At 34.8% G+C, this 25,781-nt stretch carries 35 protein-coding genes and 1 riboswitch; of the genes, 7 read left to right on the top strand and 28 right to left on the bottom strand.

Translation table 11 applies throughout. The features are described from left to right. Positions 1-232: 232 nt before the first annotated feature. The 3 genes from ACIQ1H_RS12940 (at position 233) to ACIQ1H_RS12930 (ending at position 3,245) form a co-directional block, all read left to right on the top strand. On the top strand, positions 233-1,432 hold the full coding sequence (locus ACIQ1H_RS12940) for a quaternary amine ABC transporter ATP-binding protein (protein WP_402889257.1): 1,200 nt from the start codon (positions 233-235) through the stop codon (positions 1,430-1,432). Then, positions 1,425-2,279 (top strand): ABC transporter permease, encoded by an 855-nt coding sequence (locus tag ACIQ1H_RS12935; protein WP_217270254.1) that lies wholly within the window; start codon positions 1,425-1,427, stop codon positions 2,277-2,279. Before ACIQ1H_RS12940 ends, ACIQ1H_RS12935 begins: the two co-directional genes overlap by 8 nt. 87 nt (positions 2,280-2,366) lie before the next feature. Further along, the gene (locus ACIQ1H_RS12930; RefSeq protein WP_217270253.1) at positions 2,367-3,245 is read left to right on the top strand and encodes a glycine betaine ABC transporter substrate-binding protein; all 879 of its coding nucleotides are present in this window, start codon (positions 2,367-2,369) and stop codon (positions 3,243-3,245) included. 224 nt (positions 3,246-3,469) lie between these two features. On the opposite strand, the gene ACIQ1H_RS12925 is transcribed toward ACIQ1H_RS12930, so the two are convergent. From ACIQ1H_RS12925 to ACIQ1H_RS12855, 15 genes are all read right to left on the bottom strand, one after another. Next, entirely contained in the window at positions 3,470-3,784 is a 315-nt protein-coding gene (locus ACIQ1H_RS12925) for a DMT family transporter (protein ID WP_402889255.1), read from the bottom strand. Further along, positions 3,784-4,125 carry a DMT family transporter gene (locus ACIQ1H_RS12920; RefSeq protein WP_173478319.1) on the bottom strand — a complete coding sequence of 114 codons (342 nt, stop codon included), beginning with the start codon at positions 4,123-4,125 and terminating at the stop codon, positions 3,784-3,786. The genes ACIQ1H_RS12925 and ACIQ1H_RS12920 overlap by 1 nt, the downstream gene beginning before the upstream one ends. Positions 4,126-4,260: 135 nt before the next feature. Then, positions 4,261-4,359: riboswitch (guanidine-I (ykkC/yxkD leader) on the bottom strand. A 31-nt stretch (positions 4,360-4,390) separates the two neighbouring features. Further along, positions 4,391-5,536, bottom strand: a complete 1,146-nt coding sequence (locus ACIQ1H_RS12915; protein WP_402889253.1) for a PstS family phosphate ABC transporter substrate-binding protein — start codon at positions 5,534-5,536, stop codon at positions 4,391-4,393. Between the two features lie 188 nt (positions 5,537-5,724). Further along, positions 5,725-6,165: a cell wall hydrolase gene (locus ACIQ1H_RS12910; RefSeq protein ID WP_305068711.1), complete on the bottom strand. Its 441-nt coding sequence runs from the start codon at positions 6,163-6,165 to the stop codon at positions 5,725-5,727. Between the two features lie 77 nt (positions 6,166-6,242). Continuing rightward, positions 6,243-7,028 (bottom strand): GNAT family N-acetyltransferase, encoded by a 786-nt coding sequence (locus ACIQ1H_RS12905; protein ID WP_402889251.1) that lies wholly within the window; start codon positions 7,026-7,028, stop codon positions 6,243-6,245. A gap of 67 nt (positions 7,029-7,095) precedes the next feature. Then, entirely contained in the window at positions 7,096-7,278 is a 183-nt protein-coding gene (locus tag ACIQ1H_RS12900; protein WP_402889249.1) for a hypothetical protein, read from the bottom strand. A 240-nt stretch (positions 7,279-7,518) separates the two neighbouring features. Continuing rightward, positions 7,519-7,773: a DUF3953 domain-containing protein gene (locus ACIQ1H_RS12895; protein ID WP_402889247.1), complete on the bottom strand. Its 255-nt coding sequence runs from the start codon at positions 7,771-7,773 to the stop codon at positions 7,519-7,521. A gap of 270 nt (positions 7,774-8,043) precedes the next feature. After that, positions 8,044-8,904 carry an aminoglycoside phosphotransferase family protein gene (locus tag ACIQ1H_RS12890; RefSeq protein WP_402889245.1) on the bottom strand — a complete coding sequence of 287 codons (861 nt, stop codon included), beginning with the start codon at positions 8,902-8,904 and terminating at the stop codon, positions 8,044-8,046. Between the two features lie 218 nt (positions 8,905-9,122). After that, the gene (locus ACIQ1H_RS12885; RefSeq protein WP_173478313.1) at positions 9,123-9,440 is read right to left on the bottom strand and encodes a hypothetical protein; all 318 of its coding nucleotides are present in this window, start codon (positions 9,438-9,440) and stop codon (positions 9,123-9,125) included. 172 nt (positions 9,441-9,612) lie between these two features. Further along, positions 9,613-10,266, bottom strand: coding sequence for a hypothetical protein (locus tag ACIQ1H_RS12880; protein ID WP_402889243.1), 654 nt, complete (start codon positions 10,264-10,266; stop codon positions 9,613-9,615). A gap of 236 nt (positions 10,267-10,502) precedes the next feature. Beyond that, on the bottom strand, positions 10,503-11,264 hold the full coding sequence (locus ACIQ1H_RS12875) for a DUF4085 family protein (RefSeq protein ID WP_402889241.1): 762 nt from the start codon (positions 11,262-11,264) through the stop codon (positions 10,503-10,505). Positions 11,265-11,336: 72 nt separating this feature from the next. Next, positions 11,337-11,963 (bottom strand): class I SAM-dependent methyltransferase, encoded by a 627-nt coding sequence (locus ACIQ1H_RS12870; protein WP_402889240.1) that lies wholly within the window; start codon positions 11,961-11,963, stop codon positions 11,337-11,339. A 426-nt stretch (positions 11,964-12,389) separates the two neighbouring features. Further along, the gene (locus ACIQ1H_RS12865) at positions 12,390-12,935 is read right to left on the bottom strand and encodes a hypothetical protein (RefSeq protein WP_402889238.1); all 546 of its coding nucleotides are present in this window, start codon (positions 12,933-12,935) and stop codon (positions 12,390-12,392) included. Positions 12,936-12,954: 19 nt separating this feature from the next. Then, positions 12,955-13,425: a DinB family protein gene (locus ACIQ1H_RS12860; protein WP_402889236.1), complete on the bottom strand. Its 471-nt coding sequence runs from the start codon at positions 13,423-13,425 to the stop codon at positions 12,955-12,957. Next, entirely contained in the window at positions 13,426-13,917 is a 492-nt protein-coding gene (locus ACIQ1H_RS12855) for a GNAT family N-acetyltransferase (protein WP_402889234.1), read from the bottom strand. Positions 13,918-14,237: 320 nt separating this feature from the next. Here ACIQ1H_RS12855 and ACIQ1H_RS12850 point away from each other — a divergent pair, with 320 nt between their 5' ends. Continuing rightward, positions 14,238-15,110: a DMT family transporter gene (locus ACIQ1H_RS12850; RefSeq protein ID WP_402889232.1), complete on the top strand. Its 873-nt coding sequence runs from the start codon at positions 14,238-14,240 to the stop codon at positions 15,108-15,110. 74 nt (positions 15,111-15,184) lie between these two features. On the opposite strand, the gene ACIQ1H_RS12845 is transcribed toward ACIQ1H_RS12850, so the two are convergent. After that, the gene (locus tag ACIQ1H_RS12845) at positions 15,185-15,922 is read right to left on the bottom strand and encodes an alpha/beta hydrolase (RefSeq protein WP_402889503.1); all 738 of its coding nucleotides are present in this window, start codon (positions 15,920-15,922) and stop codon (positions 15,185-15,187) included. Between the two features lie 218 nt (positions 15,923-16,140). On the opposite strand from ACIQ1H_RS12845, the gene ACIQ1H_RS12840 reads away from it, so the two are divergent. Then, a complete protein-coding gene (locus ACIQ1H_RS12840; protein ID WP_402889230.1) occupies positions 16,141-17,523 on the top strand; it encodes an MFS transporter in 1,383 nt (460 codons plus the stop codon). A gap of 98 nt (positions 17,524-17,621) precedes the next feature. Here ACIQ1H_RS12840 and ACIQ1H_RS12835 read toward each other — a convergent pair whose 3' ends face one another. Both ACIQ1H_RS12835 and ACIQ1H_RS12830 read right to left on the bottom strand, forming a co-directional pair. Next, entirely contained in the window at positions 17,622-18,020 is a 399-nt protein-coding gene (locus ACIQ1H_RS12835; RefSeq protein WP_402889228.1) for a cytidine deaminase, read from the bottom strand. 216 nt (positions 18,021-18,236) lie between these two features. Further along, on the bottom strand, positions 18,237-19,148 hold the full coding sequence (locus ACIQ1H_RS12830; protein WP_402889226.1) for a glycine betaine ABC transporter substrate-binding protein: 912 nt from the start codon (positions 19,146-19,148) through the stop codon (positions 18,237-18,239). A gap of 331 nt (positions 19,149-19,479) precedes the next feature. On the opposite strand from ACIQ1H_RS12830, the gene ACIQ1H_RS12825 reads away from it, so the two are divergent. After that, positions 19,480-19,674 (top strand): hypothetical protein, encoded by a 195-nt coding sequence (locus ACIQ1H_RS12825; RefSeq protein WP_402889224.1) that lies wholly within the window; start codon positions 19,480-19,482, stop codon positions 19,672-19,674. 95 nt (positions 19,675-19,769) lie between these two features. Here ACIQ1H_RS12825 and ACIQ1H_RS12820 read toward each other — a convergent pair whose 3' ends face one another. The 9 genes from ACIQ1H_RS12820 to ACIQ1H_RS12780 all read right to left on the bottom strand — a co-directional run bounded on the left by ACIQ1H_RS12820 (position 19,770) and on the right by ACIQ1H_RS12780 (position 24,828). Then, on the bottom strand, positions 19,770-20,264 hold the full coding sequence (locus ACIQ1H_RS12820; protein WP_402889223.1) for a hypothetical protein: 495 nt from the start codon (positions 20,262-20,264) through the stop codon (positions 19,770-19,772). A 4-nt stretch (positions 20,265-20,268) separates the two neighbouring features. After that, the gene (locus ACIQ1H_RS12815; RefSeq protein WP_402889221.1) at positions 20,269-20,940 is read right to left on the bottom strand and encodes a DUF3885 domain-containing protein; all 672 of its coding nucleotides are present in this window, start codon (positions 20,938-20,940) and stop codon (positions 20,269-20,271) included. 95 nt (positions 20,941-21,035) lie between these two features. Then, a complete protein-coding gene (locus ACIQ1H_RS12810) occupies positions 21,036-21,491 on the bottom strand; it encodes a GNAT family N-acetyltransferase (protein WP_402889220.1) in 456 nt (151 codons plus the stop codon). Between the two features lie 222 nt (positions 21,492-21,713). Beyond that, positions 21,714-21,902, bottom strand: a complete 189-nt coding sequence (locus tag ACIQ1H_RS12805; RefSeq protein ID WP_173478297.1) for a DUF4177 domain-containing protein — start codon at positions 21,900-21,902, stop codon at positions 21,714-21,716. A 116-nt stretch (positions 21,903-22,018) separates the two neighbouring features. Next, positions 22,019-22,504 (bottom strand): GyrI-like domain-containing protein, encoded by a 486-nt coding sequence (locus ACIQ1H_RS12800; RefSeq protein ID WP_402889217.1) that lies wholly within the window; start codon positions 22,502-22,504, stop codon positions 22,019-22,021. Position 22,505: 1 nt separating this feature from the next. Beyond that, positions 22,506-22,682: a hypothetical protein gene (locus tag ACIQ1H_RS12795; protein ID WP_402889215.1), complete on the bottom strand. Its 177-nt coding sequence runs from the start codon at positions 22,680-22,682 to the stop codon at positions 22,506-22,508. A gap of 34 nt (positions 22,683-22,716) precedes the next feature. Next, positions 22,717-23,154 carry a hypothetical protein gene (locus ACIQ1H_RS12790; protein ID WP_402889213.1) on the bottom strand — a complete coding sequence of 146 codons (438 nt, stop codon included), beginning with the start codon at positions 23,152-23,154 and terminating at the stop codon, positions 22,717-22,719. Between the two features lie 122 nt (positions 23,155-23,276). Next, positions 23,277-24,233 carry a DUF2268 domain-containing putative Zn-dependent protease gene (locus ACIQ1H_RS12785; RefSeq protein WP_483869771.1) on the bottom strand — a complete coding sequence of 319 codons (957 nt, stop codon included), beginning with the start codon at positions 24,231-24,233 and terminating at the stop codon, positions 23,277-23,279. Positions 24,234-24,306: 73 nt separating this feature from the next. Further along, on the bottom strand, positions 24,307-24,828 hold the full coding sequence (locus ACIQ1H_RS12780) for a GNAT family N-acetyltransferase (RefSeq protein ID WP_402889209.1): 522 nt from the start codon (positions 24,826-24,828) through the stop codon (positions 24,307-24,309). A gap of 24 nt (positions 24,829-24,852) precedes the next feature. On the opposite strand from ACIQ1H_RS12780, the gene ACIQ1H_RS12775 reads away from it, so the two are divergent. After that, complete coding sequence (locus ACIQ1H_RS12775; protein ID WP_402889207.1) at positions 24,853-25,395, top strand: hypothetical protein; 543 nt, start codon at positions 24,853-24,855, stop codon at positions 25,393-25,395. 15 nt (positions 25,396-25,410) lie between these two features. Here ACIQ1H_RS12775 and ACIQ1H_RS12770 read toward each other — a convergent pair whose 3' ends face one another. Then, entirely contained in the window at positions 25,411-25,776 is a 366-nt protein-coding gene (locus tag ACIQ1H_RS12770; protein WP_402889205.1) for a cupin domain-containing protein, read from the bottom strand. Positions 25,777-25,781 lie beyond the last annotated feature (5 nt).

Genomic DNA, 25,781 nt, shown 5'->3' with positions numbered 1-25,781 from the left:
TTCTAATTTCTCAATTTGACAAAAGTAACAACCTTTTGTTAGTGTTAAGTTGTTACTTGTTTATTTTTGGTATCATTATCCTCAAATAGTGTAATAAAAACGAAACAATTGTCATATGAAATTTCTTCATCCATTTGATGTTTCTTTTTAAGAGTAACTAGATTCAGCAACACTATTCGAGAGACATCTCACGCTTTTACAAGTGGGATTAGAGCACGAAAGGAGTGGTTCTATGGAAAAAATAAAAGTAGAACATGTTTCTAAAGTATTTGGTAAACATATTCCCCAAGCTTTAGAACTCGTCAAACAACAAAAAAGTAAGACAGATATTTTAAAAGAAACAGGTGCAACAGTTGGTGTATACGATGCCAGCTTTACTGTAAATGAAGGGGAAATTTTCGTCATCATGGGCTTATCAGGTAGTGGTAAATCGACGCTGATTAGACTATTAAATCGACTTATCGAACCTACAAGTGGCAATATTTATATTGATGGAGAAAACATTTCTAAAATGGGGAAAGAAAGCTTACGAACCGCCCGACGAAGTAAAATGAGTATGGTTTTTCAAAACTTCGGTTTATTCCCTCACCGTACACTTCTACAAAATACCGAATACGGCCTTGAAATTAGAGGTATCTCAAAAGAAGAGCGCAAATCAAAAGCGGAACAAGCTCTTGCAAATGCAGGCTTACTTGCCTATAAAGATCAATATCCAAACCAACTTTCAGGCGGGATGCAACAACGTGTAGGCTTAGCACGTGCACTCGCAAACGACCCAGAGATTTTATTAATGGATGAAGCCTTTTCCGCTCTCGATCCTTTGATTCGTAAAGAAATGCAAGATGAATTGCTAGATTTACAGCGAACATTGAAAAAAACGATTTTATTTATTACGCATGATTTAAATGAGGCACTTCGTATTGGTGATCGCATTGCCATTATGAAAGATGGTTCCATTATTCAAATTGGGACTGGGGAAGAAATTTTAACGAACCCAGCTAATGATTACGTAAAAACATTCGTTGAAGATGTCGATCGCTCTAGAGTTCTAACAGCTGAAAACGTGATGGTTCGACCTGTCTATGTCAATGTCGACCTTGATGGACCAACAGTAGCGCTGAAAAGAATGCGCCAAGAAGCTGTAAGTTTACTAATAGCTGTTGACAAAAACCGACATTTGAAAGGGTATATTACCGCTGATGACGCACTAGCGGCTGCTAAAAAACAGGAACAAACGGTACATTCAATCGTTCAATCTGAGATGTTAACCGTTCCACCAGATATGCTTTTACAAGATATTTTAGGTTTAATTCATAATTCCCCTACTCCTATTGCAGTTGTTAAAGATGAACGCTTGCTTGGTGTTCTCATCCGAGGTGTTGTTATCGAAGCACTTTCAACATTCACTGAGGAGGAAGTAACACATGAATAAATTTTTAGACAATATTCCAACCTTACCACTTGCCCCATGGGTAGAGTCAGCTATGGACTGGTTGACGAGTAATTTTTCAGCATTCTTTGATGTGATTCAAAAATACGGAAAACTACTCATGAACCAGGTCACTGATTTATTAATTAGCATACCAGCTATTATTCTCATTTTGCTTATCGTTATATTAGCGTTTTTCGCTGTAGGCAAAAAATTGGGGCTTGCTAGCTTTACACTAATAGGCCTGTTATTTATCTATAACCAAGGCTTATGGGATCATCTCATGGAAACCACAACGCTTGTTTTATTCTCTAGTGTAATTTCTATCATCATAGGCATACCACTTGGTATTTTAATGTCCAAGTCAAACATTGCCGAAAATATTATTAAACCAATTCTTGATTTCATGCAAACGATGCCTGGCTTCGTTTACTTAATTCCAGCAGTTGCCTTTTTCGGCATCGGCATTGTGCCAGGTGTATTTGCTTCCGTTATCTTTGCATTACCCCCTACTGTTCGTATGACAAACCTAGGAATTCGACAAGTACCAAAAGAATTAGTGGAAGCAGCTGATTCATACGGCAGTACTGCTGGACAAAAATTATTTAAAGTAGAAATTCCGCTTGCTAAATCAACAATTATGGCTGGCATTAACCAAACCGTTATGCTATCACTTTCAATGGTTGTTATCGCTTCTATGATTGGGGCACCAGGTCTTGGTCGTGAAGTATTAACAGCATTGCAACGTACACAAGTAGGCAATGGTTTCGTTGCAGGTTTAGGACTCGTGATTTTCGCGATTATTATCGATCGCTTAACTCAAAGCTTTAATAGAAAGAAAGTGCTTTAATTGAGCATTTAAGGATATACATGAACGCACTTCGACGTTTTGTGTATTACTAGAATGCTAAATAACCAGAGAAGAAAGGAAGATTTGATGAAACTGAAAACATTATCTAAATTAGGGATGGCTTTAGGGCTTGGCTTTATGCTAGCTGCATGTAGTGAGAGCGATTCGTCTAAAAGTGAGGACTCGAAAGATGTAAATTTAACCTACGTTGAGTGGGATACAGAAATCGCTTCAACGAACGTTGTCGGCCAAGTTTTAGAGGACTTAGGATATGATGTTACATTAACACCTCTTGATAACGCTATTATGTGGGAAGCTGTTTCTAAAGGAGAAGCAGATGGCATGGTCGCTGCTTGGCTTCCACATACACATGCAACACAATATGAAAAATATAAAAAAGATTTAGATGAGCTAGGTGAAAACCTTGCTGGTGCGAAAATTGGCTTAGTTGTACCGAGCTATATGGACGTCAATTCAATTGAAGATTTAACAAATGAAGCAGACCATACAATTACAGGAATCGAGCCTGGTGCTGGCATTACAGCGGCAACTGAAAAAGCACAAGAAGAATATGATAACCTTTCAGATTGGAATCTATTAACTTCATCTTCAGGTGCTATGACAACTGCTCTTTCAAAAGCAATTAAAAATAAAGAAGACATTATCGTTACTGGCTGGTCTCCACACTGGAAATTTGCTAAATATGATTTAAAATATTTAGAGGATCCAAAAGGTGTATATGGCGGAGAAGAAACGATTAATACATTTGTACGTAAAGGCTTAAAAGAAGATCAACCAGATGTATATTCTGTATTAGATAATTTCCACTGGACATCAGAAGATTTAGAAGCAGTTATGTTAGATATTTTAAATGGTGATGATCCTAAAGATGCAGCAAAAGAATGGATTAAAAATAATCCAGATAAAGTTGCTGAATGGACGAAAGATGTAAAAGAACAAAAATAAACAAAATTGTTTGTGTGCCTGACACTTAGTATGTGCACCTAGCAAAATATAAGTTTACTATGTAGTAAAAATCCACTTCGCTTTCAGCGGACACGATACAAGCTGCAACAAGCGCTAGCGCGGTTTGTTGCGACTTGCGGTACGTGCAATCCCGCTGGAGGCTTCGTGGATTTTTACTTTGTTATACATAAAATAATTTACAGAATTGTTTGTGTGCCTGACACCTAAGATAATAATTTCAAACAAATGGCGGCACCTAAAACGAGGGCAATACAAACGATTCGTCGCCAATCTTTAGACTCGTTGAAAAACAGCATACCTAACAACGCTCCACCCGCTGCCCCTATTCCTGTCCAAATGGCATAGGCCGTCCCCATTGGTAATGTTTCCATTGCGAAGGCAAGCCCTAAAAAACTAACCGTAAATGCTACAATCATGAAAGCTAAATTTTTTATGGATTTTTCATCATTGTATTTACTAATCATAAAAACACCCATCATTTCACAAACTCCTGCAATTACTAATGCTACCCATGCCATTATGCTTTCACCTCTTTATCCTTCGGTTCACCTGTTACAAGCTTCAAACCAACAACACCTGCAAGCAACACGACAATACATAAGATTTTAGCGAGCTTCCATGGTTCTCCGAACAGCAGGCTATCTGCGCAAACCGTACCAGCAGTTCCCAGTCCTACAAATACTGCATAGACCGTCCCAACAGGTAAATGCTCACCAGCTTTAATTAATAAATAAAAGCTAATAAAGATGGCAATTGCTGTTCCAAGCCATTCTAATATGCTTGTTGCATGCTTTAAGCCGATTACCCAGCCTACCTCAAAAAAGGCGGCAACTAAGACACTAATCCATTGTTTGTTCATTTGTATTCCTCCATTTCATTTTAGATATGAGACACAAAATAGCTTCAAAGTTCTTTCCTAGTTTGTAGCAAAATCTAGGGCACTAGCATTGAGGGCAAATAAAAAAAGCCTTAAGAAACACTGTTTTTCAACAGTATCTCCCAGGCTTTTATCCTTCCGTGTCACAAAAATGCATTTTGTGGTTTTCTCTCGGACCAGACTAGCTATCGCTACGGAACCCTAGAAAACTATCATATCTAGTTGTCATTTTAGTATAGCAAATAATTTAAAAACTTTCTACTGGAACATAGCCCACCTTTTCAACTAATGCCTGCCCCTCTGGTGACACAATCCAATCAATAAACTGCTTAACATTAGGATTTTCTGTCCCCGTCGTCACTGCATAAAATTCAGATGTAAGTGGATATGTACCATTTCGAATATTTTCCTTTGTTGGTGCAATACCATCAATGGACAGTAATTGAATTTCTTTATTGCCGACCATTTCAGTTGAATAGTACCTAAATGTAAAACCAATTGCATTTTTATAATTACGATATTGAGAAACCTCATGGATAATGCCGCCCATTCCAGATGCTACATCTTCTGCTGGCGCCTCCATTAGTGCAGTATCACCCATCATTTTTTCTAGTGTCGTTTGACTACCGCTATCAGCAGGACGTTGGAATGCACGAATCGAGTCATTGGCTCCTCCAACCTCTCGCCAGTTTGTTATTTCTCCAGCGTAAATTTGTTTAATTTGTTCTAGCGATAAATTTTCAACATTATTTTTATGGTGGACAAAAAAGACAAATGCTTCACGCCCAATCGGTGTCATTTCAAATGTCAGCCCATTGATCTCCGCTATCTTAATTTGTGACTCAGAAGGAGCCGCAGCAAAAATTACATCAACATCACCTGAAATTAAATTTTGATAAGCCTCTGGCGTTCGACTTACTTTAACCTCACTATCATAGTACGGGTATTCCTTTTTAGGATATGTCGCTTCTACAAAAGCTGCATATAATGGATACATTGCCGTTGCACCATCTAAGCGCGGTAATGGGTCTTTCAATTGTAATGAAGCTTTTGTATCGTTCTTCACAACCTTATTGTGGTCTACGAATGGTTCGTAGGCATACTCATCAATTTCAGCATCGACAGTAGCCATACTCATTTTATAATGATACTGAATCGGTGCAATAGAAGCGATTAAAACAGCAACACCAATAATTGTCGAAACCACTACTTTGCGCTTCTTTGTCTTAAACCAATCTAAAAATAGAAACGTATAGAGTAAAAAGAAGCTTATCGATAGCACGAAGAGTAGATATAAATAATGAATAGCACCATTTAATAATAAAGTAAAAGCAATTATTCCAGTAAAAAATAACACACCGATGAACACGAATATTAATTGCAAAACTATCATTGCCTTGTCCTCCTCTTATATAAAAGTGTAAATTTACACTATTTATATTTACCTTATAAGATTTTAGAGAAAAAGGCAACAAAATATTGGAAAATTAAGTGAATGCAACAGCAAAATGCATACGCATGGCTTATACATTATGTACAGAAAAAGGAGCTAATAAAAGCTCCTCGATTCGAAACTGTTGCTTATCCAGTGTAAACCCCTTCACATGTATCTGGTGCTGGTTCATAGAAACAATGATTTTTAAATTGACCAGTGAACGGTTGGCCATACCATGTTGGAGGGCACGGTGCATATGGATTAAAGTACCAGAGGGCAAATTTCGCTGGGTGCTCTCTCCAATAGTCCAAGTTCTGTTTCGCCAATCTTTTCTCGGTTTCCCTTGCTCGTTGATAAAACATATTCCCTTTTTGCACCGCTTCAAAAGAATAATTTCCACCCTGTACTTGAAAAATTACATCGTCAATCGATCTTAAATCTTTAAAATCTAAACAATTTGATACAAGCCGATTAACAATGACATTTCCAACATACAACATACCTTGTTTACCTTCACCTTCGGCTTCTGCTCTCATCATCCTCGCCATCAAAGCGACATCTGCATCACGGTATTTTGCTCTTGGCAATTTAATCACCCCACGATTATTGTATGACAGGAAGACGAAAATAGTGTCACAGTGAAAAATGAACAATGCTTATTAGCTTATCGTTGGACATTGTGACTATTTTTAAAATAAACGTTATATTTGCTCGCATTTGTAAAACCTAATTTACTACCTAAGCGAATAGAAGCACTATTATCAACATCACAATCCCAGCGCGGTTGAATTTGGTTTGCAAGGCAATAATCTATAAACTGTTCAGCCACAATGCTTGCTAAGCCTTTGCCTCTATAATTCAAATCGGTAACGATATCAATTTCTGCATATCGTGTAGACTTAAATATCGAAACACATTCACTAATTACCTTTCCTTTATCCTTCACACAAAATCCAATGCCATTTTCAAAGAAATTATCTATAGAATCCCAATATTCATTGTAGTATTTTTTATCAAACTCCAAACAATGTTGCATATCAAATTGCTCTATTTTTGCTACTTCATACTCGTAAGTATCGCTTCTTCTCTTTTTATATTTCATTGCATCAAAAGAAAAAGCATATCTTTGAATTTTCCCTACATTCTTATGAAGGCATTTTTCAATTGCCTGATTCCAACAAGAATTAGCAGAAAATAATGTAAAGCGTTTCGCTTGATTTACAGATGCCTCAAAAAATTTAACAAGATTCTGTATTAATAGCTCATCTATTGTCTGCCCTGCAATATAGTACAATCCAGAATCTGTTAGAATAAGCAATGATTTATAATCGGTAGAATCAGCATAAACAGTACCTTTAATAGTAAAATCCAAGACACTAAATACAAACGTTGGTGCGTCTTCAAGTTTGTTCTTTATTAAACGATAATGCTCTTTTGGTGCTACAATCATTTTCCTATAACTCCTCTATCTATATTTCAAATTGAATTCATAAACGTACATTTTGAAATGTTGTCTGCTAATATAATGTTAATAAGAATAATAAAATCGATAATGTAAAGCAAATGCTCCAAAGAGAACCAAGTATTTTTTGATTTTTTATATTTTTATTTAGTTTAAGTTTTTCTAATAACTGAACTAAATTCATAAACCATAAAAAAGAAAATAATAACGGTAATAAAATAAAAAATGTATAATCCATTGCCTCCTCCTTTATCCCTTTAATTAATAGTTTTCTTTTTTCTTCTATACCTTACGAAAAATAAAATAAGCACAATGCACCCTACAATCCCGATAATGTCATATATACCTAAATCAATAACGAAGAAATAGCTATCATGTATCTGATATTGCTCACTCCCTAAATGCATTCAATCACTCCTAAATTAAACATTCCCTTACCCTCATCGTTGGAGTAAAGCAACCTTAGTTAAAAAACCTTTTAATTCACAATACCTTGGGCTGCAACGAATAACATGAATAATGCAATGCCTAAAAAGAAAATTCCCCACCAAAAATTTTTTGTTCTTTTATATTCTCGTAGCCCTATTATTAGGAACATAACTCCCATCAAAACAAATAAAAGCGGGAATAATTGATAACTTTCCGTAACATTGACGTAAATACTAATTCCCAAAACGAGGAGTCCAAACATTAAGTGCAATAACAATAAAATATCAAACTTTTTTTCTTTCATTTTTTATACCTCCCGCAAAAGCCATCCCATTTTTCTTTTTAATATTGTAACAATTTGATATCCGTCAGTTGGCAGACTAGTGTAGGGTTTATACAGTTTTGGATACTTCATCAAAACAAACATAAAAAGATGGAAGTTATTTAATCCCATTTATAAAATTATGAATAGCAACGGGGCAAGACCTAGCGCCACAGTACTACATAGGCATACCTATTAAAAAAGAATGAATGAAATCATGCACTGACCCCGTAATGAAAATTGCACATAGCATTATTTTAAAAATTTTTTCAAAATCGCTAAATTCTTTTCAAAAAACAAAGCATTTTCTTCCATACCACGACGTTTACACCATCCGATACTATTGAAGGCATCTGTAAATTGATAAAAAGGTAATACAACTTCTAAATCAATTAATGGTCTAACACTGTTATAGCCCTGTTGATACGCATGGTACAATGCCGAATCAAAGCGTAGAAAATCCCGATACAATTTCGTAAAATCGATTTCTGTTGAACCAAATCGTACGGACTCAAAATCGATGGTGCCTGTCACTTTATGACCATCAACAATGATATTTGCTGGACGAAAATCCATATGTATAAAGCTAGGTCCATCAGGAGAAGGGAGCTGTTGCTTCAATCTTTCGAATTTTTCAATGGCATATATGTATAAACGTTCATCTAAAACATCTTTTACATCCTCGGCAAAACTATAAAATTGCCGTTGGACAAAACTAGACCAATTAGGAAATTCATTTTGAATACCAGTAAGCTCTTGTGTTGGCGGTTCAATGGAATGCATTGATGCTTGAAGAACTCCTACTTGATACGCTACGGATGGTGAAGCATCCGAATGTAATGGCTTTCCTTTTAATTCGGATAATACAAATGCACCTGTACATACCTCATCACCTGACCAATAATCCAACATTTCTGGAATGGCTACTTTTCCTTTTAAAATTTCATAAGCTTCTAATTCACGCTGGTACTTTAATTTTGAATAAGGAATCTTCAAAAAAACATTTTCTCCATTAAATAATGTGCATTTATAAACCGTAGAACTATGGGAATCTGCCACCTCATTAACTGATTTTATTGGCAATCTAAATTGTTCAAGAACTCGATTTAACATATATAGCCTCCCTTTTATTAAGGACGTTAGTTTGACTAACTCGAACAACAACTAAAAGTACGTATGGAAACATTTAACTTTATTCTATTATCTATTAACACATGCTATATCGACCTTTTTTTGTTTATTAAGGGGTATCGGCGATTCTTGCTGATTTATCGGCGGTTTTTTATATTTTAGCGGCGATCCATACGATTCTATCGGCGATTCTTCATTTTTTATTGACCCCAAGGCTGTTCGCCATATCTTTTAAGTGCTACAACTTCACCCTCATTATTTTTCAAGCGATTATAGACATACTTAATTTTGTATTCGTTGTATTTATCTAATTCGAGTTTATCGTAATACTTCTTCGATAATAACAACTCGCGATTATCAATGAACAAATAGTGTTCGCCATTTCTTTCTATAATACTTTGCTCATTAAGTTTATAGGTGCTTTCAATTTGTACATCATTAATAGTGTAAAAACCCGCTACAATCAGTCCTCCAAAGATGACTAAGAAAAAGATTGCAAAGATTTTCCTTCTACTCATGTGCCTTCACCCCCATTAACTTCTGTAGTTACTATTTATACGATTCAACCTATTACAAAGTTTCAAAAAATAACCAAATATGCATAAATACTGATGAAACTTTAGAGATAACATACCCCTCAAGAAAGCTCTTAATCGCAGTACACACAGTCAATAATCCATCTCAAATGACCTACAGCGTTCGCTTTGTCTCTCCGTCAATTAAATAAACATGTACATTAAAAGATGTTCCACTTTCAATATGTTTAGGAATTCCTGATAAATCGAGTAGTTCCTTTATAAAAATTGATTTTTCTTGATTTGCTTCGATTGTTACACTATATGGACCAACTACATTCATAAGTGATTCCATTCGTACACCATCTTCCATGAAATAGGAGTCTAAAAATTCTAATTCAAATGTCACCGCTTCGTTGCTTCGATTATGTAATATCAAGTTACATTCACCATTTATTAAGTCTTCACTTACATTTTCAAAATTACACTGGCCCTCCCCATCATATGAGATGGCCATAATGCCACTCGCTAATGTTTCTTGGTAAGTCATAATGAGGAGCTTTGGTAAAAATGTATAGACAATGACGACTAGTACGATAGTCCGAAAATGATATTTCTTCATGCCTATCACCAGTAATATAATAGCAATTAGAAACATTGCAGAACCAATTATTCCAAGCACTATGTATCCATCTTGATTGCTAATAGGAAACGACATGAATGTAGAATAAGCATCTAACATTTCATTGTTAGGAAACGGGAAATATAAATACATGCATATACCTAAAATAACAATTGAACAACTAAGTACGATTTTATTTCTTATCATCTAATCCCTACTCTATTTACGTCTTTTAAGCATTTAACTGTTCAGATAATGATTGCAAATCCATTTCTATTGTTACAGGTCTTGATAACTCCGATTGCCTAAATCACACATAACCTTTAAATAAATTCATATCCAACCATAAACATACAGTATGCAATTTCCTTTATTTTACCATAAAGCACATTTTATGATTAAAGAAAAGAGCTCTACTCTGGATCAGAGTAAAGCCCTAATTTTTAATCTTCGTTATCGTTATTTTTTAAGGAAACGTAATCTGCACAGATGATAAAGTCAATTAATTCCATATCTCTATTTTGAAGTAAAACGTGAAATTCGTATTTGTCATTTTCTTTATATATTTCGTTATACAGCCACCAAGAATCTTCCAACAAACCCTCTTGTTTTATAACCTTATAATTTTCAAAAGTGACTTCCTCTATATTTGTAAAACCCCCTGAATTATCTAGGTATAATGTTAAGGACATGTCATGCTGCACTGATTTTGTAATCGTACAATCATGAAATCCAAAGTGTTCAACGATGTCTTTTTCAAATGAAAGGGAAGCTTCTTTAAAATATTTTCTATACGCGGCACCTGTTGCGGTAACAGACCGTTCATTTTGCTCACAAAATTTCGTTAAAGCATTTATAACTTTACGCGTTGCTTTATATAAAGCAAAAACTCGTATATCTGCTATCTGTTTCAGTATCGTTTCTGGTAAATCGTTCTGTAAACGATGCTGATTATAAATGAAACCATCATGGAATTGTTTAATGGCCAAATTTCTATTAAAAGGTTCATATTCGTTATGATCATCATTTGTTGCTAATATAGAAGAAATTTCTTCTTGTAATTCAAGCCAGTTATTTAATTCGTAATTGAAAAGTTGCTGAAAATATTCTTCAGAGAATGTTTCCGCTTGCTTTTCTTCCTCCAAATTCAAATGAAAGCTTGTTTTTTGACACAGCTCGTACCATTCTTTTGTGAAATATTTCATTGAAACTCGCCTCTCTCAAATGGAATAGGGGTAGATTTTTTATCGACGATTTACAATGTTCCGATGTACTTATTATACTTTCTTACATGTTATCATAATAAATTTTATAGGCGGTTTATTTTCCGCATGCTTCGTTGGCTCGTCCATTTCTGTAAACTCTACGAGCCCATATTGTTCAAATTCTTGTTGTATAGAGTTAGCATCATAAAAGAACATTTTAACGCCTTCCATTACCTCGTAATAGTCTTTGGCTAATTGTTTCCCCTTTCCATACATAGGTGCTTTTTGAGAAACTGTTGTAAAAATCATATATCCATTTGGCTTTAGCTGATTATAGCAATCTTGTATAAACTTCGCACGCTCTTGAGGATTCAATAAATGAATTAGCGCATAGCAAAATATCCCATCATATTGTTTATGATTAAAAGGCATATCAGTTACAGAACCATGAAAAATAGTAAAATCAATTCCATTTTGTCTCGCCAAATCAATCGCTGTTTGTGAAATTTCGATTCCTGTTACATCAATCCCATTGTCAGTAAAAACCTTTGCATTTCTACCGTATCCAACACCTGGTATTAGTATCTCCTTAACATTTCTTTCAAGGAATAAATCCTTTACGATGATTGCTGAGTCAGTCGGTTCAAATCCCCACATCGTTTGCTTTTCTATAAAACTCAATTCCCAAAATTCTGTCATCTCGCATCTCCTAGCTAGTTTCATTTGTAAACTTAAGTTTCCCTCAGCTATCCCGTTAATTCAACTAATTAGCTTTACAGTATTCAATAAGATAGATCCCTCTTTTTACTATTGATTAGAAAAACAGCCCACCAAACAAGTAAATAAAAGAATCCTGTTAGGACATAAATAGTCCAAGTAGATCCTTGTTGTAAATGTGTAATAAAGTGTTCGAACTCATCCACGCCTTTTTCTCTACCGATGCTATTGAGAATACTAATTATCGGTATGGTCATTGTAAGAATTATTGTAATAGTAGATCTAATTATTAATTTCTTTTTTACTATACTAACTATTGCAGTTCCCAATGTTGCTAGTATAAATGTGTAATAAATAATCCAAACCCAATTAGGAAGGGTTTCCCAATACATGTTGCCACCTCATCGATTAGTTAAATTTAAGTCTGAATTTAAATAGCTTTGTAACGTATTTAAACGGTAGTTGAATTCTAGCCCAGAGGACAAAAAATACTGCACTTATCGTAAACAGTCCAATCGGGAATACATAAAACCAATCGGGAAAATAGCGATGGACAATATAATAATTTCCTGCTTTAAATCCTTCAATGCTATAAAATGATGTAGTTAGCAAATTCGATTTATTATCCGCATTGAAAGGAAACACATGTTTCGCTTCTTTAAAATCTAAATTTAAATATTGAACATTCTCAATGCCGTCTCTTTTGTCGTAAATTGCAATGCTTTCTGACGTATGAAATTGTTCATTCATCGCTTGAAGCGTCTGCTCGATATTTATAATATCCTTGTCGCTAAGGTTTTTTCCATTAAACTCATTGATAAAGTGATTACGAGCATCTCTATAGTTCGATTTAGCATAGTCTGCCAAATTCAAACTTATGAATGCCAAAACTAAAAACAAAATAAACCCAAAAAATAAACGTTTTGTTTTCTTATTTATACCAATATATTTCATTTTCACCCCTCCGCTTTTACTATTCAAATAACGTAACCTGTAAATCGATTCCATAACAATGTACAAGCATGGCATGTAGTTGTCCTCTGTGATGGTAAAGGTGAGCAACGATTTCTATCAACCATTCATAGCGTGAATAAGTAACACCCCAATAAGAAGTCACTTCCTCTAGCAGTTCTTCCTCAGTAAACCTCTCGTATTTTTCTTCTAAAATCTTATAATTTTTTATCAACCCGTGTTTTAATTCATCCAGACTGTTATAGGAGACATTCGTATAATATTCATCCATCTTGGCTTTGGAAGATCCGTCTGAAATAAGAGAATCCGCTTCACAAATTAAAGCAATATGTGTTAATAACTCACCAATAGAATACTTATTCTCTGTAGGCCTTTTTTGCAAGTCTTGTACTGCTAACCTATCTATCATTTGAACAATTGTCGTGACAGCGACTTTGGTTTGATGTAATGCGCTCTTACAATAAATATTCATCTAAACTCCCTTAACTCTATAAACCATTGTCATAGACGTTCCTAATAATTCATAATCCTCAAAACCTAATTTTTTATAAATATGTACCGCCTGTCTATTTTCAAGGTCTACACTTAAAGAAATGGATTTATAACCATCATTAATTGCTTGCTGAATGATTGCCTTCATCAGCAAAGTTCCTATTCCTTTTCCCCTAACTTCTGGAGTCAATGCTATTCCTAATTCAGGCGTATGATTATCTACATAGCCATATCCTTTATTACTCTCGTTAAACAAGCGATACCAAACAGCGCCAACAGGTTGGAGATTCGTATTTACTGCAATGAATGCTGTATCTCCTTTTCGCCCCCAGCTTTCATGATATTTTTTAATAGGACTTGAGTTGATTAAATCCTCTTTTTTAGGTTTGTTCTCAAGAATATGGATAGATTCATAAAGCATATCCGTCAAAAAATCCAATTCACTTTTCTCAACAGTTTTAATCGTAACCATGCCAATCCCCCTGATACTTTTTATTTTATGTACAATTGCTTTTTTCCCTCAGCAACTAAAATACATTACGTAAAAATCGAAATATTATAAATATTCCCTTACCTATATTTAGTATAATAAATAAAGAATAAAATTTTAAGTGAAACAGGAGGAATTTTTTATGCCATTATCCAAAACAAATGTTTGCATTTGGAAGCCATTTTCAACTTCACCACCACCGTTTACTCCAGCTGCTCAGGCAGCACTGAACAAGCTTATATACAAAACAGATTAAGAATCTGCGAGATATAAGCTGTTTCGCAGATTCGAAGGAGTAAACGATGCAATCTAAAATTCAGTTTATTTTATCCATGATCATTTTCGGTACAATCGGTTTAGTTGTACGAAAAATTGATCTTTCTTCGAGCGAAAGAGCTTTACTAAGCAGTCTTATAGGATGTTTATTTTTAACCGTACTTTTCTTTATGATGAAGAAAAAAATATCATGGCATTTAATGAAATCCAATGCATCCATTTTATTATTTTCCAGTATTGCATTAGGGGGAAATTGGATTTTTCTCTACCAATCCTATGACCATACGACCATTGCCAACGCAACACTTGGCTACTATTTTGCACCAGTGTTTGTGATGATTCTTTCTCCAATTATACTGAAAGAACAATTGTCACTGAAAAAAGTAGTTTGTATTATGGTGGCGATTTTGGGGTTAGTTTTAATTGTAGGGGAAGGTCTGAGTGCATCTAAAACGGAGGATCTCCTCGGACTTTTTTATGGATTAGTTGCCGCTGCTTTTTACGCTGCTTTATTGCTATTAAATAAATTTATTAAAGGGATGGAGAAACTGGAGCTGACAATTATTCAGCTCGGTACAACTGCTATTCTTCTTATGCCCTATGTTTTCTTAACTTCTGGCTTTGGCATGTTTAACGTATCGAGTGCTTCCATTCCCTTTATTTTTATTTTAGGGATCTTTAATACGGGTATTGGATTTTGGTTATTCTTTTCTGGTATGGAGAAACTTAAAGGGCAAAGTATTGCGATGTTAAGCTATGTTGATCCATTTGTAGCTATCTTGATTTCGGCTTTAGTACTGCAAGAGCAAATGACAATGCTTCAAATGCTCGGTGGTGCATTACTATTAGCCTCAACCTTCATTGGCGAAATTAAATCACTTACATTTTTGAAACAATAAATATCGCCCTATACAGTGGGAAGTATTGATTTCCCACTGTATTTTTATTTTTACGTATTTCTATTGATTAAAAATTACCAAAGTAAATCATTTAAAAATGTCAGAATATCTTCGTTCACGTCGTTTTGGTCAGTGCCTAATGTCATTAAATGCTTAGAGTTCGGATACCCTTTCATCGTTTTATGCGGTGTCGCAACGTTTTGAAAAATTACCTCTGCACTGTCTTTATATAACGCATCATCTAATACACCATATAAAATACTAATTGGTGAGGTAATAAGTGCTAATTGTTCAATCGTTCTTTGAATGAGGTGCTGGAATTCAACTAATGAGTTGATAGGCATCTGTTGTAGACGTGTTATTTCTATATTTATTGCGTCTTCATTTTTTCCTTCGAGCTGTTTATATCCTTTTGCATAATGAAAAACACGCTGTTGTAGAAAAGTTGCTTCTCTATGTATGGGTACAGACATTGTCACAACACCAGTTACGGATAACTGTTGAGCTACTTTTAATGCAAATACACCACCAAGCGAAAGACCAACTACAGCTATTTTTTCATAGCCCTCATTCTTCAAAAATTGGTAACCATCTAGTACATCTTGCCACCAATCAGTCGGTCTAAAAGTGAGCAGTTTTTCTGCTGTTAAACCATGTCCTTTGTACAATGGTGCGTAGCAAGTATAATTGTGCTTCTGTAAAAACTTCCCTAACTTTTTCATATCAATCGTATTACTTGTAAAAGAGTGTAATAGTAAAACAGCCTTGTCTCCACCTTTATAGAAAAAAGGCTTAGGGGGTATTATTTTCATCACGTATTTATACCTCGCTAACATATGCTTTTTTTTAATTTCATTTCGGAACGTCCAATTTTTTTAAGGATAATTTTCATGCTTATTTACCAAGTCTATCAGCAATTCCAATTTTATTTCAACCTACTAAAGGAAATCGAGCAGGCGAGCAATTTAAAACTTTGATATAATTTATGCGTACTATTGGAAATTTCAAACGTTAGAAAGAAGGAATAATAATGTCAGTAAGAAACAACGATAATTTGGTTAAATACCCCAAATTATTAGTTGCTGCTATAGTGTTAGGAGTCGTTTTAAACCCATTAAATACAACTATGATTACGGTAGCTTTGCCAGCCATCCAACATGAATTTCAACTTACAGCACATGATATTTCTTTATTAATATCTTCCTACTTTATTATAAGTGCCATCTTTTTACCTCTTGCCGGAAAATTTAGTGATCATTATGGTAGGAAAAAAATCTATCTATCAGGATTAATCCTAGTTTCTATTTCTTCCTTATTAGCACCATTGTCCCCTAATCTCATGTTTCTAATAGGAATGAGAACCATCCAAGCCATTGGAACCTCAGCTCTTTTTCCCGCTGGAATAGGGATTGTCCGTTCATATATTGATAAAAATCAAAATAGAGTAATCGCAACTTTAGCTGTATGTTCCACTACTTCAGCAGCACTCGGTCCAACAATTAGTGGATTATTAATTCAGTATGCTGGTTGGTCGGTTATTTTTTATGTTAATTTCCCTATTATCATAACTTCAGCAATATTCGCTTTAGTTTGTATACCAAAAGATAGTAAAATGGCCAGTCAACCTTTCAAATGGGATTTACTTGGCATAATCTTATTTGGCACATTACTGTCATGCTGGATGATGTTTTTCCAATCATTAGAAAATAGTTTTAATGTAGGAATGTTAGTCTTATCGATTTTAACTTCACTTTTGTTTTACTACTACGAAAAAAAGAAAAAAGAACCATTTTTAAATGTGGTGTTTTTAGCAAAAAACCCAAAAATATCATTAGTTTATATTCAGTTTATACTAGTAACACTGGTCTTTTTCTCTTTAATTTTATCTATGCCTACTTACTTACAAAATGTGATTATGCTTGACTCCAAATCAGCAGGAATCATGTTGCTCTCTATTTCATTGTTTGCCATGATGATGACACCTATTGCAACGCGGTGGATTGAGAAAGTAGGATTTAGAATTCCATTAATGTTTGGAGCAATTGTAGGAATTTTAGGTGTTGGATTATTATTTGCCTTTAATCACACTTCAGATTTACTATGGGTGTTCACCGTGTTATCAATTATAGGGATAAGTAATGGTGCATTATCAATTGGTACACAAAATTCTCTCTATTCGATTGTTTCAAAAGAACAAAGTGGCATTTCTTCAGGTTTACTACAGACCTCCAGATTTATAGGAAATATTCTTGCATCTAGTTTATATGGTGTTATGTTTGCTTCTGGGGTAAATGATGCAAATAAAAATGCTATTTCCTTCGTTTTACTAATTGTTTCTTGTTTGATAATACCCGCTATTCTTTTTATTACAAAGCGAGATAAAGGTAATCCGATAAATGAATATGTAGAGTAAAAATTTTAAAATAGATCTATAAATACCATTAACTCTAAGCTTCTCTCAATAAAAAACCAATCTCCTGTCTCAGGAAATTGGTCAGTGTATTTCTATTTTTACATTTCTAAATCTGTAAATGCGTATGGTAGTAATTCCTTTAAAGTCAATTCTAAAATATCTTTATTTTCGTTTGTTAAATATACAGGCATGTCAGGTAAACAAAACTCTGCTAAAACTTGTCTGCAAATGCTGCAGGGCGGAAGAAAATCAACCGTATCACCTGCTACAGCAATAGCCTTGAAATCACCTTTTTGATAACCATTTGCTACTGCCGTAAAAATAGCGGTTCTCTCTGCACAGTTAGTTGCACCTAGAGAAACATTTTCTACATTTACTCCATTAATTACAGTATCATCTTTTAGCAATAGTGCTACTCCAACTGGGAATTTGGAATAAGGTACGTAAGCATTTGCCTTCATCTTGCGCGCACTTTCCATTAATACTTCTTTATTCATAATATCCACCCTTTTTTCTAAGAATGAACTTTTTAAAGTTCCCTTTACGTCAACATATAGTTGACAGGACTATTAATACTATATGTGAAATAGGTATCTGTCAATATAGTAGATGTAACAAAAAATACTTTTAAAATAAACAAATATTTAAGTAACCTTAAAAGTGAAAATGCCTCGATCAAATAGACAACGAGGCATTTTCTGTGTAAAAATTAATTACTTTTTAGGCTGTAAATCCTCTATGGAGTCTATATCCATATATTCAGGTACTACAAATCCATTTTTTGTCCCTTTTAAGTTCTCACCTAAATCATCTAGGTCATCCTTATATTTTTCATAAAATGAGCTATGTGTTGTTGGTAACCAAGCAGCTACTGTTGCATCAGCTACCCCTGTAGCGATTGCTTGAAACATAATGGCAGGATCTACGGGTGTAATTGTGACAGTGTATCCTAGTTCTTCAAATACTGCCTGTAGTACACTACTTGAAGCTCTTTCTGAATCCCATGGCGTAGAAGCTAATTCAATTTCTGTTCCATCTACTTTTTTCGCATCTTTTGTCCAATCTTTTACCTTGTCTTGGTTTTCTTCTATCCATTTGTCTGCTGCTTCTTCAAATGAACTCGTTTGTGCTTCAAACATTACAGCTTCCATATCTTCTGGTTCCCAATAGAAATTGTCGAGGATTTTATACGCATCAGGTAAATCTTTTTCCAAGTCTTTACGTGCAAGTGTATTAATGTTTTCCTCTCCACCTAATGTCCCTTGAGGATCTTCTAAAAATTTCAAATCATAAGATGAAAACATCCAATGTGGTGTCCATCCAGTAATAATAATTGGATCTTCATTGCGAATAGCCTGCTCTAAAGAACCTAACATCCCAGGTGTTGAACTTTGTTCAAGTTCCCATCCTTTTAAGTTATCATATTTCTCTAAAGTTTTTTCCGCAAGATCAGTCAACCCAGCTCCTGGTTCAATTCCAATAATCTTATAATCTACTTGCTCCCCTATGCTTGGCGCATTGCCTGTTGCATTGCCCTCGTCTTTTTTACTATCTCCATCACCACACCCCGTTAAAAGTAGCATAGTGGCTAATCCTAAAGTGAGTCCTACCGATTTCAATTTCATCTTTTTTCTTCCCCCTAGTTTGAAAACTTAGAGTTTCAGTATCTTCCTAAGAAACCCTTTATTTTAATTTTTTTACTCAGCTACCAAAAGTAACAACTTGATTTTAACAACAGGTTGTTACTTTTGTCAAACGACTCCCTTTCTAGAGATACCCATCTTTGCGTATTTACTAACATCATTTTTCTTCAAAAAAAATTATCCTTAAAAAATAAAAAACGCATTTTTAAGGCTCATTTTTCATATTGTATTTCCATAATTTATTTAATAAATGAAATGAATGTATTAAAATTAAGGTAAAAGTTGGTGTGGAGAAAAGTGAGGTGCGGAAAATTTGAATAAAAATTTATTAGCAAATATATTTTTATTTATGGGAATCATTTTGTTGTTATTAAAATTATTCATTGTAATGGGGTATTTAAACGAAGTTCGCGGAAACTACGATACGTATATTGATGTATATTTGTTTTTCTTTTTCATTGGGGTCGTCTTGAAGTCATCGAGAAAGGGGAAAGGAAGCAACGCTTAAGGAAAATGCCCCGATATAATATATCAAGGCATTTTCATAGCTAAGGAGCCTATCGGTAAAACATTTATTATCTACAGCCATGTCATCCCCCTCCATTAAAATGGACCACCTTCAAAACCAATAGGCCAACCATCTTCTTTGAATTTTACTTTATACTGATATTCTTTCGGATACTCACTATAAAAAGCTATACTAAAACCTGTGAAAAATCGATCATCAAAATTAATGATCTTGCCAAATGTTATGGTGGATAAATAGAAATCATCCACTTCTAGAGCAGGAAAGAAATTTTTTAAATACATGAAAGCACTGCTAACATGTTGATGAAGTTGATCGAATATTCGTTCCGCTAAGTCAATAAATTTTGTACAAGGCTTATCATTATCTCCTTGTACAAATATTTCAACATCTTCCCATTGCGCTATAGCCAAACTGCAAAACCATTGTTTTGGAAGGAAATTTTCTTCTTCATCTTCTAAATAGGTATTAGTAAGGTTCAATCGTTTCGCATCATTATTAGTTAATCGTTTAGAAAGAATAAGATTCTTATGTAAAAAATCTTTCACATCTTTTATTACGAAATAATCCACTTTTTCACCTCTTATTTCTTATTGTAAAACAGTTGACCATCTTATCTCGTGAATACTCAGCGAGCCAATCACTGTATTTTTCATATACGGGAAATATCGTTTTCTTATTTGTTGCAATAACTTCACAGCCTCTATCATCATAAATAAAAAAGATAACATTTTTAGTGATGTTTATAAAAAACACATCTGGATAGCTCGCAGCCGATCGAAACTTTGGTTTTAGCGGGAAATCTTCGTTACACGCTGCTTTAATAAGTAATGGATATTTAATGTCTTGTTTACAGCACTTTAAGGAAAATCTGGAAATAAAATAATTATCCGCTTCCTCATCATCAAATACATTTGGCAATGTTTCTTGCCTCAAACTGAGTTTTAAATCTTTATTTTTTATATATTGTTGATAAACATTCATTTGCTTCGATTCGAAAGACTTGTGCTGATAAACATTCGTAACAAGAAACATCTCATCTGAATCAGAGAAAAGTTCGTTGAAAATAGCCATCGCCTGACTATATACGTAGTCGAACATCTCCAGATGGAGACGACCATCGTCTTTAAATTGATACATCCCCGCTCCTAGTTCAAAGTGCATACCTATATGCCATTGATGATAAAGACTAGGCACCAACGTTAGCCCTGGAAATGTATTCGGTAAATAATAATCTAAATCTATCATTGTTCACTCCATTCTTTATATCTTTTAGCCCTTCGTCAGGACAATAAGAAAGGACCGATAATTGGTCCTTTCTTGTCGCAAATATTTACAACTTGTTACACTGTAATATGTTTAACTACAGCCATTTCCTTACCGAACCGATGACCTTCATCGATAAAGCCTAGACTCGCGTATAGCTTATGTGCTCCCACATTTTCAGGATGATAACCAACAACAATGTGTTTGAAGTTCGGTAATGTAGCCATCTTTGAAATCATTAACTTAGTTGCAGCTTTACCTATACCTTTGCCTTGGAAGTCCTTATCCACCATAATTCTATATATCCAATAACCATCAAGTTCTTCTTGAACAGAATTGTACATTAAAAAACCGACCACTTTTTCTTCAAAGTAAATAGCATATGGCTTTAAAGAGGGCTCAAACTTTGATTGAGCTATTGATATGGCATTCGGTTCAATGTATTTTTGTTGCTCCATAGAAATCTCTAACGTGCAACATTCGTACCAGTTTTCTGCATTTAATTCTACAATTTTTACATTTTCATTCATCATTATTTTCCCCTTTCAAAATACGGGGAAACGCCAGTTAATGAGTCGTTATCCCCTTGTTGCCATTAAGAATATAAAATCTTGTATTTGTCATAATGAACGCCTCCTCTAACAACGATTACCTAAAATAGTATGCGTGCATTTTTAGGCTTTTTAATTATACCATTTTTTTCATAAAAAACCTTTTTGGAGTATACCTACATTATTAATTCCTAGAAAAGAAATCTATTCTTCTTCTTCATATTTTTCAAAAACTAAATCATTTGCTTTAATCTGACCATATGACCCGCTACTTTTAGGAATAGCAGCAACAAATCTCCAGCCTTCTTTACTATATTTATCGATTAATTCTCTATGACTCTCCATTGTTAATAAACTAGCAACCTTTGCTTCTACATACTTATATTTATACATTTTTATACACCTCATCTTTTATGTAATTATAAACATGAACAATGTGAACTATAGTTTAATTATTTTGCTCAATACATAAAGAAAGAGCACAATTATGTATTCGAGAATTGCGCCCATTATTTTTTTACAATTGGTATATAAATATCAAAATGCGGATGATTCGGGTCATGGTCAACTGGATAATGTTCATGCTTAATCGGCATGTTAAGATCATAGTAAACTACTCCAGCTTCTTTGTATGCGGTATAGTCACTATCGAATAACCATTGATGTAAATCCGTATAGGTTTTTTGAACATCTTCCCCTTTGCAATGTGTCGTCTTCACATACGTCCATTCAGGAACCCGTAGTTCAATCATGCCAGCAGGAATTTCCTGCTCTTCACTCACTTGATACACCGAGTAATGTACGAATCCATTCTCAATCACATGATAAGATAAACCTAATAGAACATGAGGGTTGATCTTATTCCCTACCTCATCAGCACAGTCTTTAACTTGTTGAATGACGTTTTTTAAATTCGGCACAATTTCAGAAAATGTCCCCTCCCATTTTAATCCTACTGTCCGATAGGCTGGTAATGTTACAATTTCATAACTCAATTTATTTTCTCTCTTTTAATTGTTTGGCATTAATAAAAAACGTTGATCCAATTAAAAATAAGCCTAAACAAATGAACATCGATATCCCTGAATATTTATCATCAAATATTGTTGTGCTTACCAAAATAACTAGCATCATTAGTGCAAGCGTTACATATAAGCCTTTCATATATTTCATAAGTAATACCTCCTCATAGTTTTAAAGAGTACCCCTATTGTGCATGATTTTTTCTAGTTTGAATAAAGATAATAAATCCGACAATTAAAACCGCAAATGCTCCCAAACCTCTATAGATATAGTAGATGTTACTTTTTTGGTAAGTATACTCGCCTTCTCTAATTGCTTTTATATAAAGACCATTTCCTATGTGGATTGCAATTGCAGTGTCTGTATCTATCCCATCAATTGAATAATATTTCGTCCCTTTTGGATAGACATTTGAAAAGTTGCCTTCATATTGTTCCATATCTGAATACTTCGTGACTTCTCCAATTTCCTTATTAATCTTTTCTACATATTCATCACTAATGACATAAATATAATCGTCCCAAACAACGAAAGGATATGCCCAACTTGTTGCCATTACATGACATGGAAATAATGAAAAAACGACAATTGCAGTAAATAAGAAAAGTCTTGTATTCCTCAAGTATGACACTCCCTCAATATATTTACTGATTAGACGATTAAAGTCCATAAATACAATTAATAGTTATATATCGTAGGTTAAATAATGCAATTATTATAGGTATTTTCTCCATCTTCCATCCCTCATTGATAATGTTCGATGTAATTGCCCTTTTCAAAAATTTCTTTTGCGGTTAGGGCGGTCCATTCCTCTGGCGTTACATTCGGGTGTAATTTAAGATAGGATTTAACCATTTTATAGCCCTCACTGTAACCATATGAATATGGTAGGTCATCCCCTCCAAAATTAATTTCTTGTGACCGCTTTAAGTTAGTACTATTTAAATCTCCTACAACTTTTGACCAGTTAGCTTTGTCGTATGCAGAGTACAATATATTATCATAATCATTAGGATAATCAGGATAAACTAAATTACTAAACATAACTGCTTTCCCTTCCAAAACCATGTTATCCAAAACCGTGAATTGCATACCTTTTTTCACATACTTCTCAGCCCAAATACTATGATGATATTCGTGAGATATGCCAATTCTTATATCCTCTTCTGTATAATCTTTATTGTATAGCACTGTGATCTTCCCCGCCCCCACCGTTACCATATAAGCGTTTACATTAGTGGCAGGAAAAACACATACAGTCATTTCTTTTTCGGATGGAATAAGAGATGAAGATTTGAAAAGAGCTTCTTTTATAAGCTTTTCTGTTTCTTCCCTATCAATTTTTTTACTCAATAATTGATTTTCTGTTAATTGGTCGGGCGCTACGTTTAGTGCATAATGTGCCATATGAAGATATTCGCCCTTGTCAAAACAATCACTATAGATAGGTTCAATAACCTCATCTTGATAAATTTCTCGTTTTGATTGGTTTGGGTTACTTTCAACCTTATCTTGATAGTTGTCATAAAGTTTAAAGGCATTGATTATTTTATACTTTTGCTTTGATTGAGGGTGTTCAAAAGATGTAACGATACTTTCAACATCTTCTTTTTTATGAGATTCCTCTGTTTGTGTACAGGAAGCAAGCGTTAGAATTGTGCATATTAGTATAAATACAGCAATTATTTTTGGTAATTTTATCAATAAAATACAACCTTCCCAAACTTATATTTTACCATATTTTTCATATAATTTTATTATTTCTTATGGGGAATTAAAATATATTCCGAATATCTTCCCAACCATAAACGAGTTCCGCGAGTTTTTTGCCAGCAATCTGAATTTCAACAGTATCTATCATCTTCCCTCCAAGTGTTTCATAAAAATGACGGGAAGGATTATCTTTCAAGACAAGCACAAGCATAGAACGCAATCCCAGCCCTTTCAATTCTTCAACGATTGCTGTAACAAGTGCTCTCCCAACACCTTGTCCTTGAAATTCTTTTAAAAGATAAATGGCATATAATTCACCCTCGAAATCAATATAGTTACCGCTTCTTTCTTTACCGCCCGAAGAAAAACCAATAATTTGCCCTACGTTATTTTCCGCTACAAATACAGCATCATTTGAAATATTTTTTATCCAATTCTGTTCTCGATTTTCGTACGATAAATTTGTTAAGTATTCATCGGGAACGATGTTAGCATATGTTGTTCTCCAACTGTCGACATGTACTTTCGCTATTCCTTTTGCATCTGATGCGACTGCTTTTCTAATTTTAAAATTTTTATCCATACGATACGTTCACTCCAATGGAGGTTGATATGTTCTTATAGTGGTGATTTGCCCAATTTTTGTGGCGATTTGACCACGGGTATCGGCGATTACTCCTGGCTAGCGGCGATTCCCGACGCTTTATCGGCGTTTTATTCCGAGCTAGCGGCGATTCCCGACGCTTTATCGGCGGTTTGCTCCGAGCTAGCGGCGATTCCCGACGCTTTATCGGCGGTTTACTCCGAGCTAGCGGCGATTCCCGACGCTTTATCGGCGGTTTACTCCGAGCTAGCGGCGATTCCCGACGCTTTATCGGCGTTTTATTCCGAGCTAGCGGCGATTCCCGACGCTTTATCGGCGTTTTGCTCCGAGCTAGCGGCGATTCCCGAGGGTTTATCGGCGGTTTACTCCGAGCTAGCGGCGATTCCCGACGCTTTATCGGCGGTTTACTCCGAGCTAGCGGCGATTCCCGGGGGTTTATCGGCGTTTTATTCCGAGCTAGCGGCGATTCCCGACGCTTTATCGGCGTTTTGCTCCGAGCTAGCGGCGATTCCCGACGCTTTATCGGCGATACACTTTAGCCGTTAGCGAAGTTTTTTCACTTTAAATCCAAACATCATTTTCAGCAGTCATTTCGCTATTTGTATCTCCTGTATTGACAACGCCTCTAGGCTCCACTAGCATTATTTGGCATTCCTTCTCAGCAAAAGGCTTATGCTCTACGCCCTTTGGTATGACGTACATTTCTCCTTTAGCTAGTTTGACCTCACCATCTCGAAATGCGATTACCATCTCTCCATCCAGTACGATAAATACTTCATCTGTCTCTTGATGTTGATGCCATACAAAATCCCCTTGAATTTTGACTAGCTTAAACTGATAGTCATTCATTTCAGCAATGACTTTAGGAGACCACTGCTCAGTAAACTTTGATAACTTTGCACTTAAACTAATAGGTTGATAATCCATGTAAA

It is taken from the genome of Lysinibacillus sp. NPDC097279 (assembly GCF_044761745.1).
Classification (GTDB): Bacteria; Bacillota; Bacilli; order Bacillales_A; family Planococcaceae; genus Lysinibacillus.
The sequence above is the reverse complement of the archived record's forward strand: the minus strand, read 5'-3'. Positions and strand labels throughout refer to the sequence as shown.

Bases quoted from the DNA above. Each gene is read 5' to 3' on its own strand.
- ACIQ1H_RS12940 (WP_402889257.1), top strand. From the start codon at position 233: ATGGAAAAAATAAAAGTAGAACATGTTTCTAAAGTATTTGGTAAACAT.
- ACIQ1H_RS12935 (WP_217270254.1), top strand. From the start codon at position 1,425: ATGAATAAATTTTTAGACAATATTCCAACCTTACCACTTGCCCCATGG.
- ACIQ1H_RS12930 (WP_217270253.1), top strand. From the start codon at position 2,367: ATGAAACTGAAAACATTATCTAAATTAGGGATGGCTTTAGGGCTTGGC.
- ACIQ1H_RS12925 (WP_402889255.1), bottom strand. From the start codon at position 3,784: ATGGCATGGGTAGCATTAGTAATTGCAGGAGTTTGTGAAATGATGGGT.
- ACIQ1H_RS12920 (WP_173478319.1), bottom strand. From the start codon at position 4,125: ATGAACAAACAATGGATTAGTGTCTTAGTTGCCGCCTTTTTTGAGGTA.
- ACIQ1H_RS12915 (WP_402889253.1), bottom strand. From the start codon at position 5,536: ATGATAGTTTTGCAATTAATATTCGTGTTCATCGGTGTGTTATTTTTT.
- ACIQ1H_RS12905 (WP_402889251.1), bottom strand. From the start codon at position 7,028: ATGATTGTAGCACCAAAAGAGCATTATCGTTTAATAAAGAACAAACTT.
- ACIQ1H_RS12900 (WP_402889249.1), bottom strand. From the start codon at position 7,278: ATGGATTATACATTTTTTATTTTATTACCGTTATTATTTTCTTTTTTA.
- ACIQ1H_RS12895 (WP_402889247.1), bottom strand. From the start codon at position 7,773: ATGAAAGAAAAAAAGTTTGATATTTTATTGTTATTGCACTTAATGTTT.
- ACIQ1H_RS12890 (WP_402889245.1), bottom strand. From the start codon at position 8,904: ATGTTAAATCGAGTTCTTGAACAATTTAGATTGCCAATAAAATCAGTT.
- ACIQ1H_RS12885 (WP_173478313.1), bottom strand. From the start codon at position 9,440: ATGAGTAGAAGGAAAATCTTTGCAATCTTTTTCTTAGTCATCTTTGGA.
- ACIQ1H_RS12880 (WP_402889243.1), bottom strand. From the start codon at position 10,266: ATGATAAGAAATAAAATCGTACTTAGTTGTTCAATTGTTATTTTAGGT.
- ACIQ1H_RS12875 (WP_402889241.1), bottom strand. From the start codon at position 11,264: ATGAAATATTTCACAAAAGAATGGTACGAGCTGTGTCAAAAAACAAGC.
- ACIQ1H_RS12870 (WP_402889240.1), bottom strand. From the start codon at position 11,963: ATGACAGAATTTTGGGAATTGAGTTTTATAGAAAAGCAAACGATGTGG.
- ACIQ1H_RS12865 (WP_402889238.1), bottom strand. From the start codon at position 12,935: ATGAAATATATTGGTATAAATAAGAAAACAAAACGTTTATTTTTTGGG.
- ACIQ1H_RS12860 (WP_402889236.1), bottom strand. From the start codon at position 13,425: ATGAATATTTATTGTAAGAGCGCATTACATCAAACCAAAGTCGCTGTC.
- ACIQ1H_RS12855 (WP_402889234.1), bottom strand. From the start codon at position 13,917: ATGGTTACGATTAAAACTGTTGAGAAAAGTGAATTGGATTTTTTGACG.
- ACIQ1H_RS12850 (WP_402889232.1), top strand. From the start codon at position 14,238: ATGCAATCTAAAATTCAGTTTATTTTATCCATGATCATTTTCGGTACA.
- ACIQ1H_RS12845 (WP_402889503.1), bottom strand. From the start codon at position 15,922: ATGAAAATAATACCCCCTAAGCCTTTTTTCTATAAAGGTGGAGACAAG.
- ACIQ1H_RS12840 (WP_402889230.1), top strand. From the start codon at position 16,141: ATGTCAGTAAGAAACAACGATAATTTGGTTAAATACCCCAAATTATTA.
- ACIQ1H_RS12835 (WP_402889228.1), bottom strand. From the start codon at position 18,020: ATGAATAAAGAAGTATTAATGGAAAGTGCGCGCAAGATGAAGGCAAAT.
- ACIQ1H_RS12830 (WP_402889226.1), bottom strand. From the start codon at position 19,148: ATGAAATTGAAATCGGTAGGACTCACTTTAGGATTAGCCACTATGCTA.
- ACIQ1H_RS12815 (WP_402889221.1), bottom strand. From the start codon at position 20,940: ATGATAGATTTAGATTATTATTTACCGAATACATTTCCAGGGCTAACG.
- ACIQ1H_RS12810 (WP_402889220.1), bottom strand. From the start codon at position 21,491: ATGATGAATGAAAATGTAAAAATTGTAGAATTAAATGCAGAAAACTGG.
- ACIQ1H_RS12805 (WP_173478297.1), bottom strand. From the start codon at position 21,902: ATGTATAAATATAAGTATGTAGAAGCAAAGGTTGCTAGTTTATTAACA.
- ACIQ1H_RS12795 (WP_402889215.1), bottom strand. From the start codon at position 22,682: ATGAAATATATGAAAGGCTTATATGTAACGCTTGCACTAATGATGCTA.
- ACIQ1H_RS12780 (WP_402889209.1), bottom strand. From the start codon at position 24,828: ATGGATAAAAATTTTAAAATTAGAAAAGCAGTCGCATCAGATGCAAAA.
- ACIQ1H_RS12770 (WP_402889205.1), bottom strand. From the start codon at position 25,776: ATGGATTATCAACCTATTAGTTTAAGTGCAAAGTTATCAAAGTTTACT.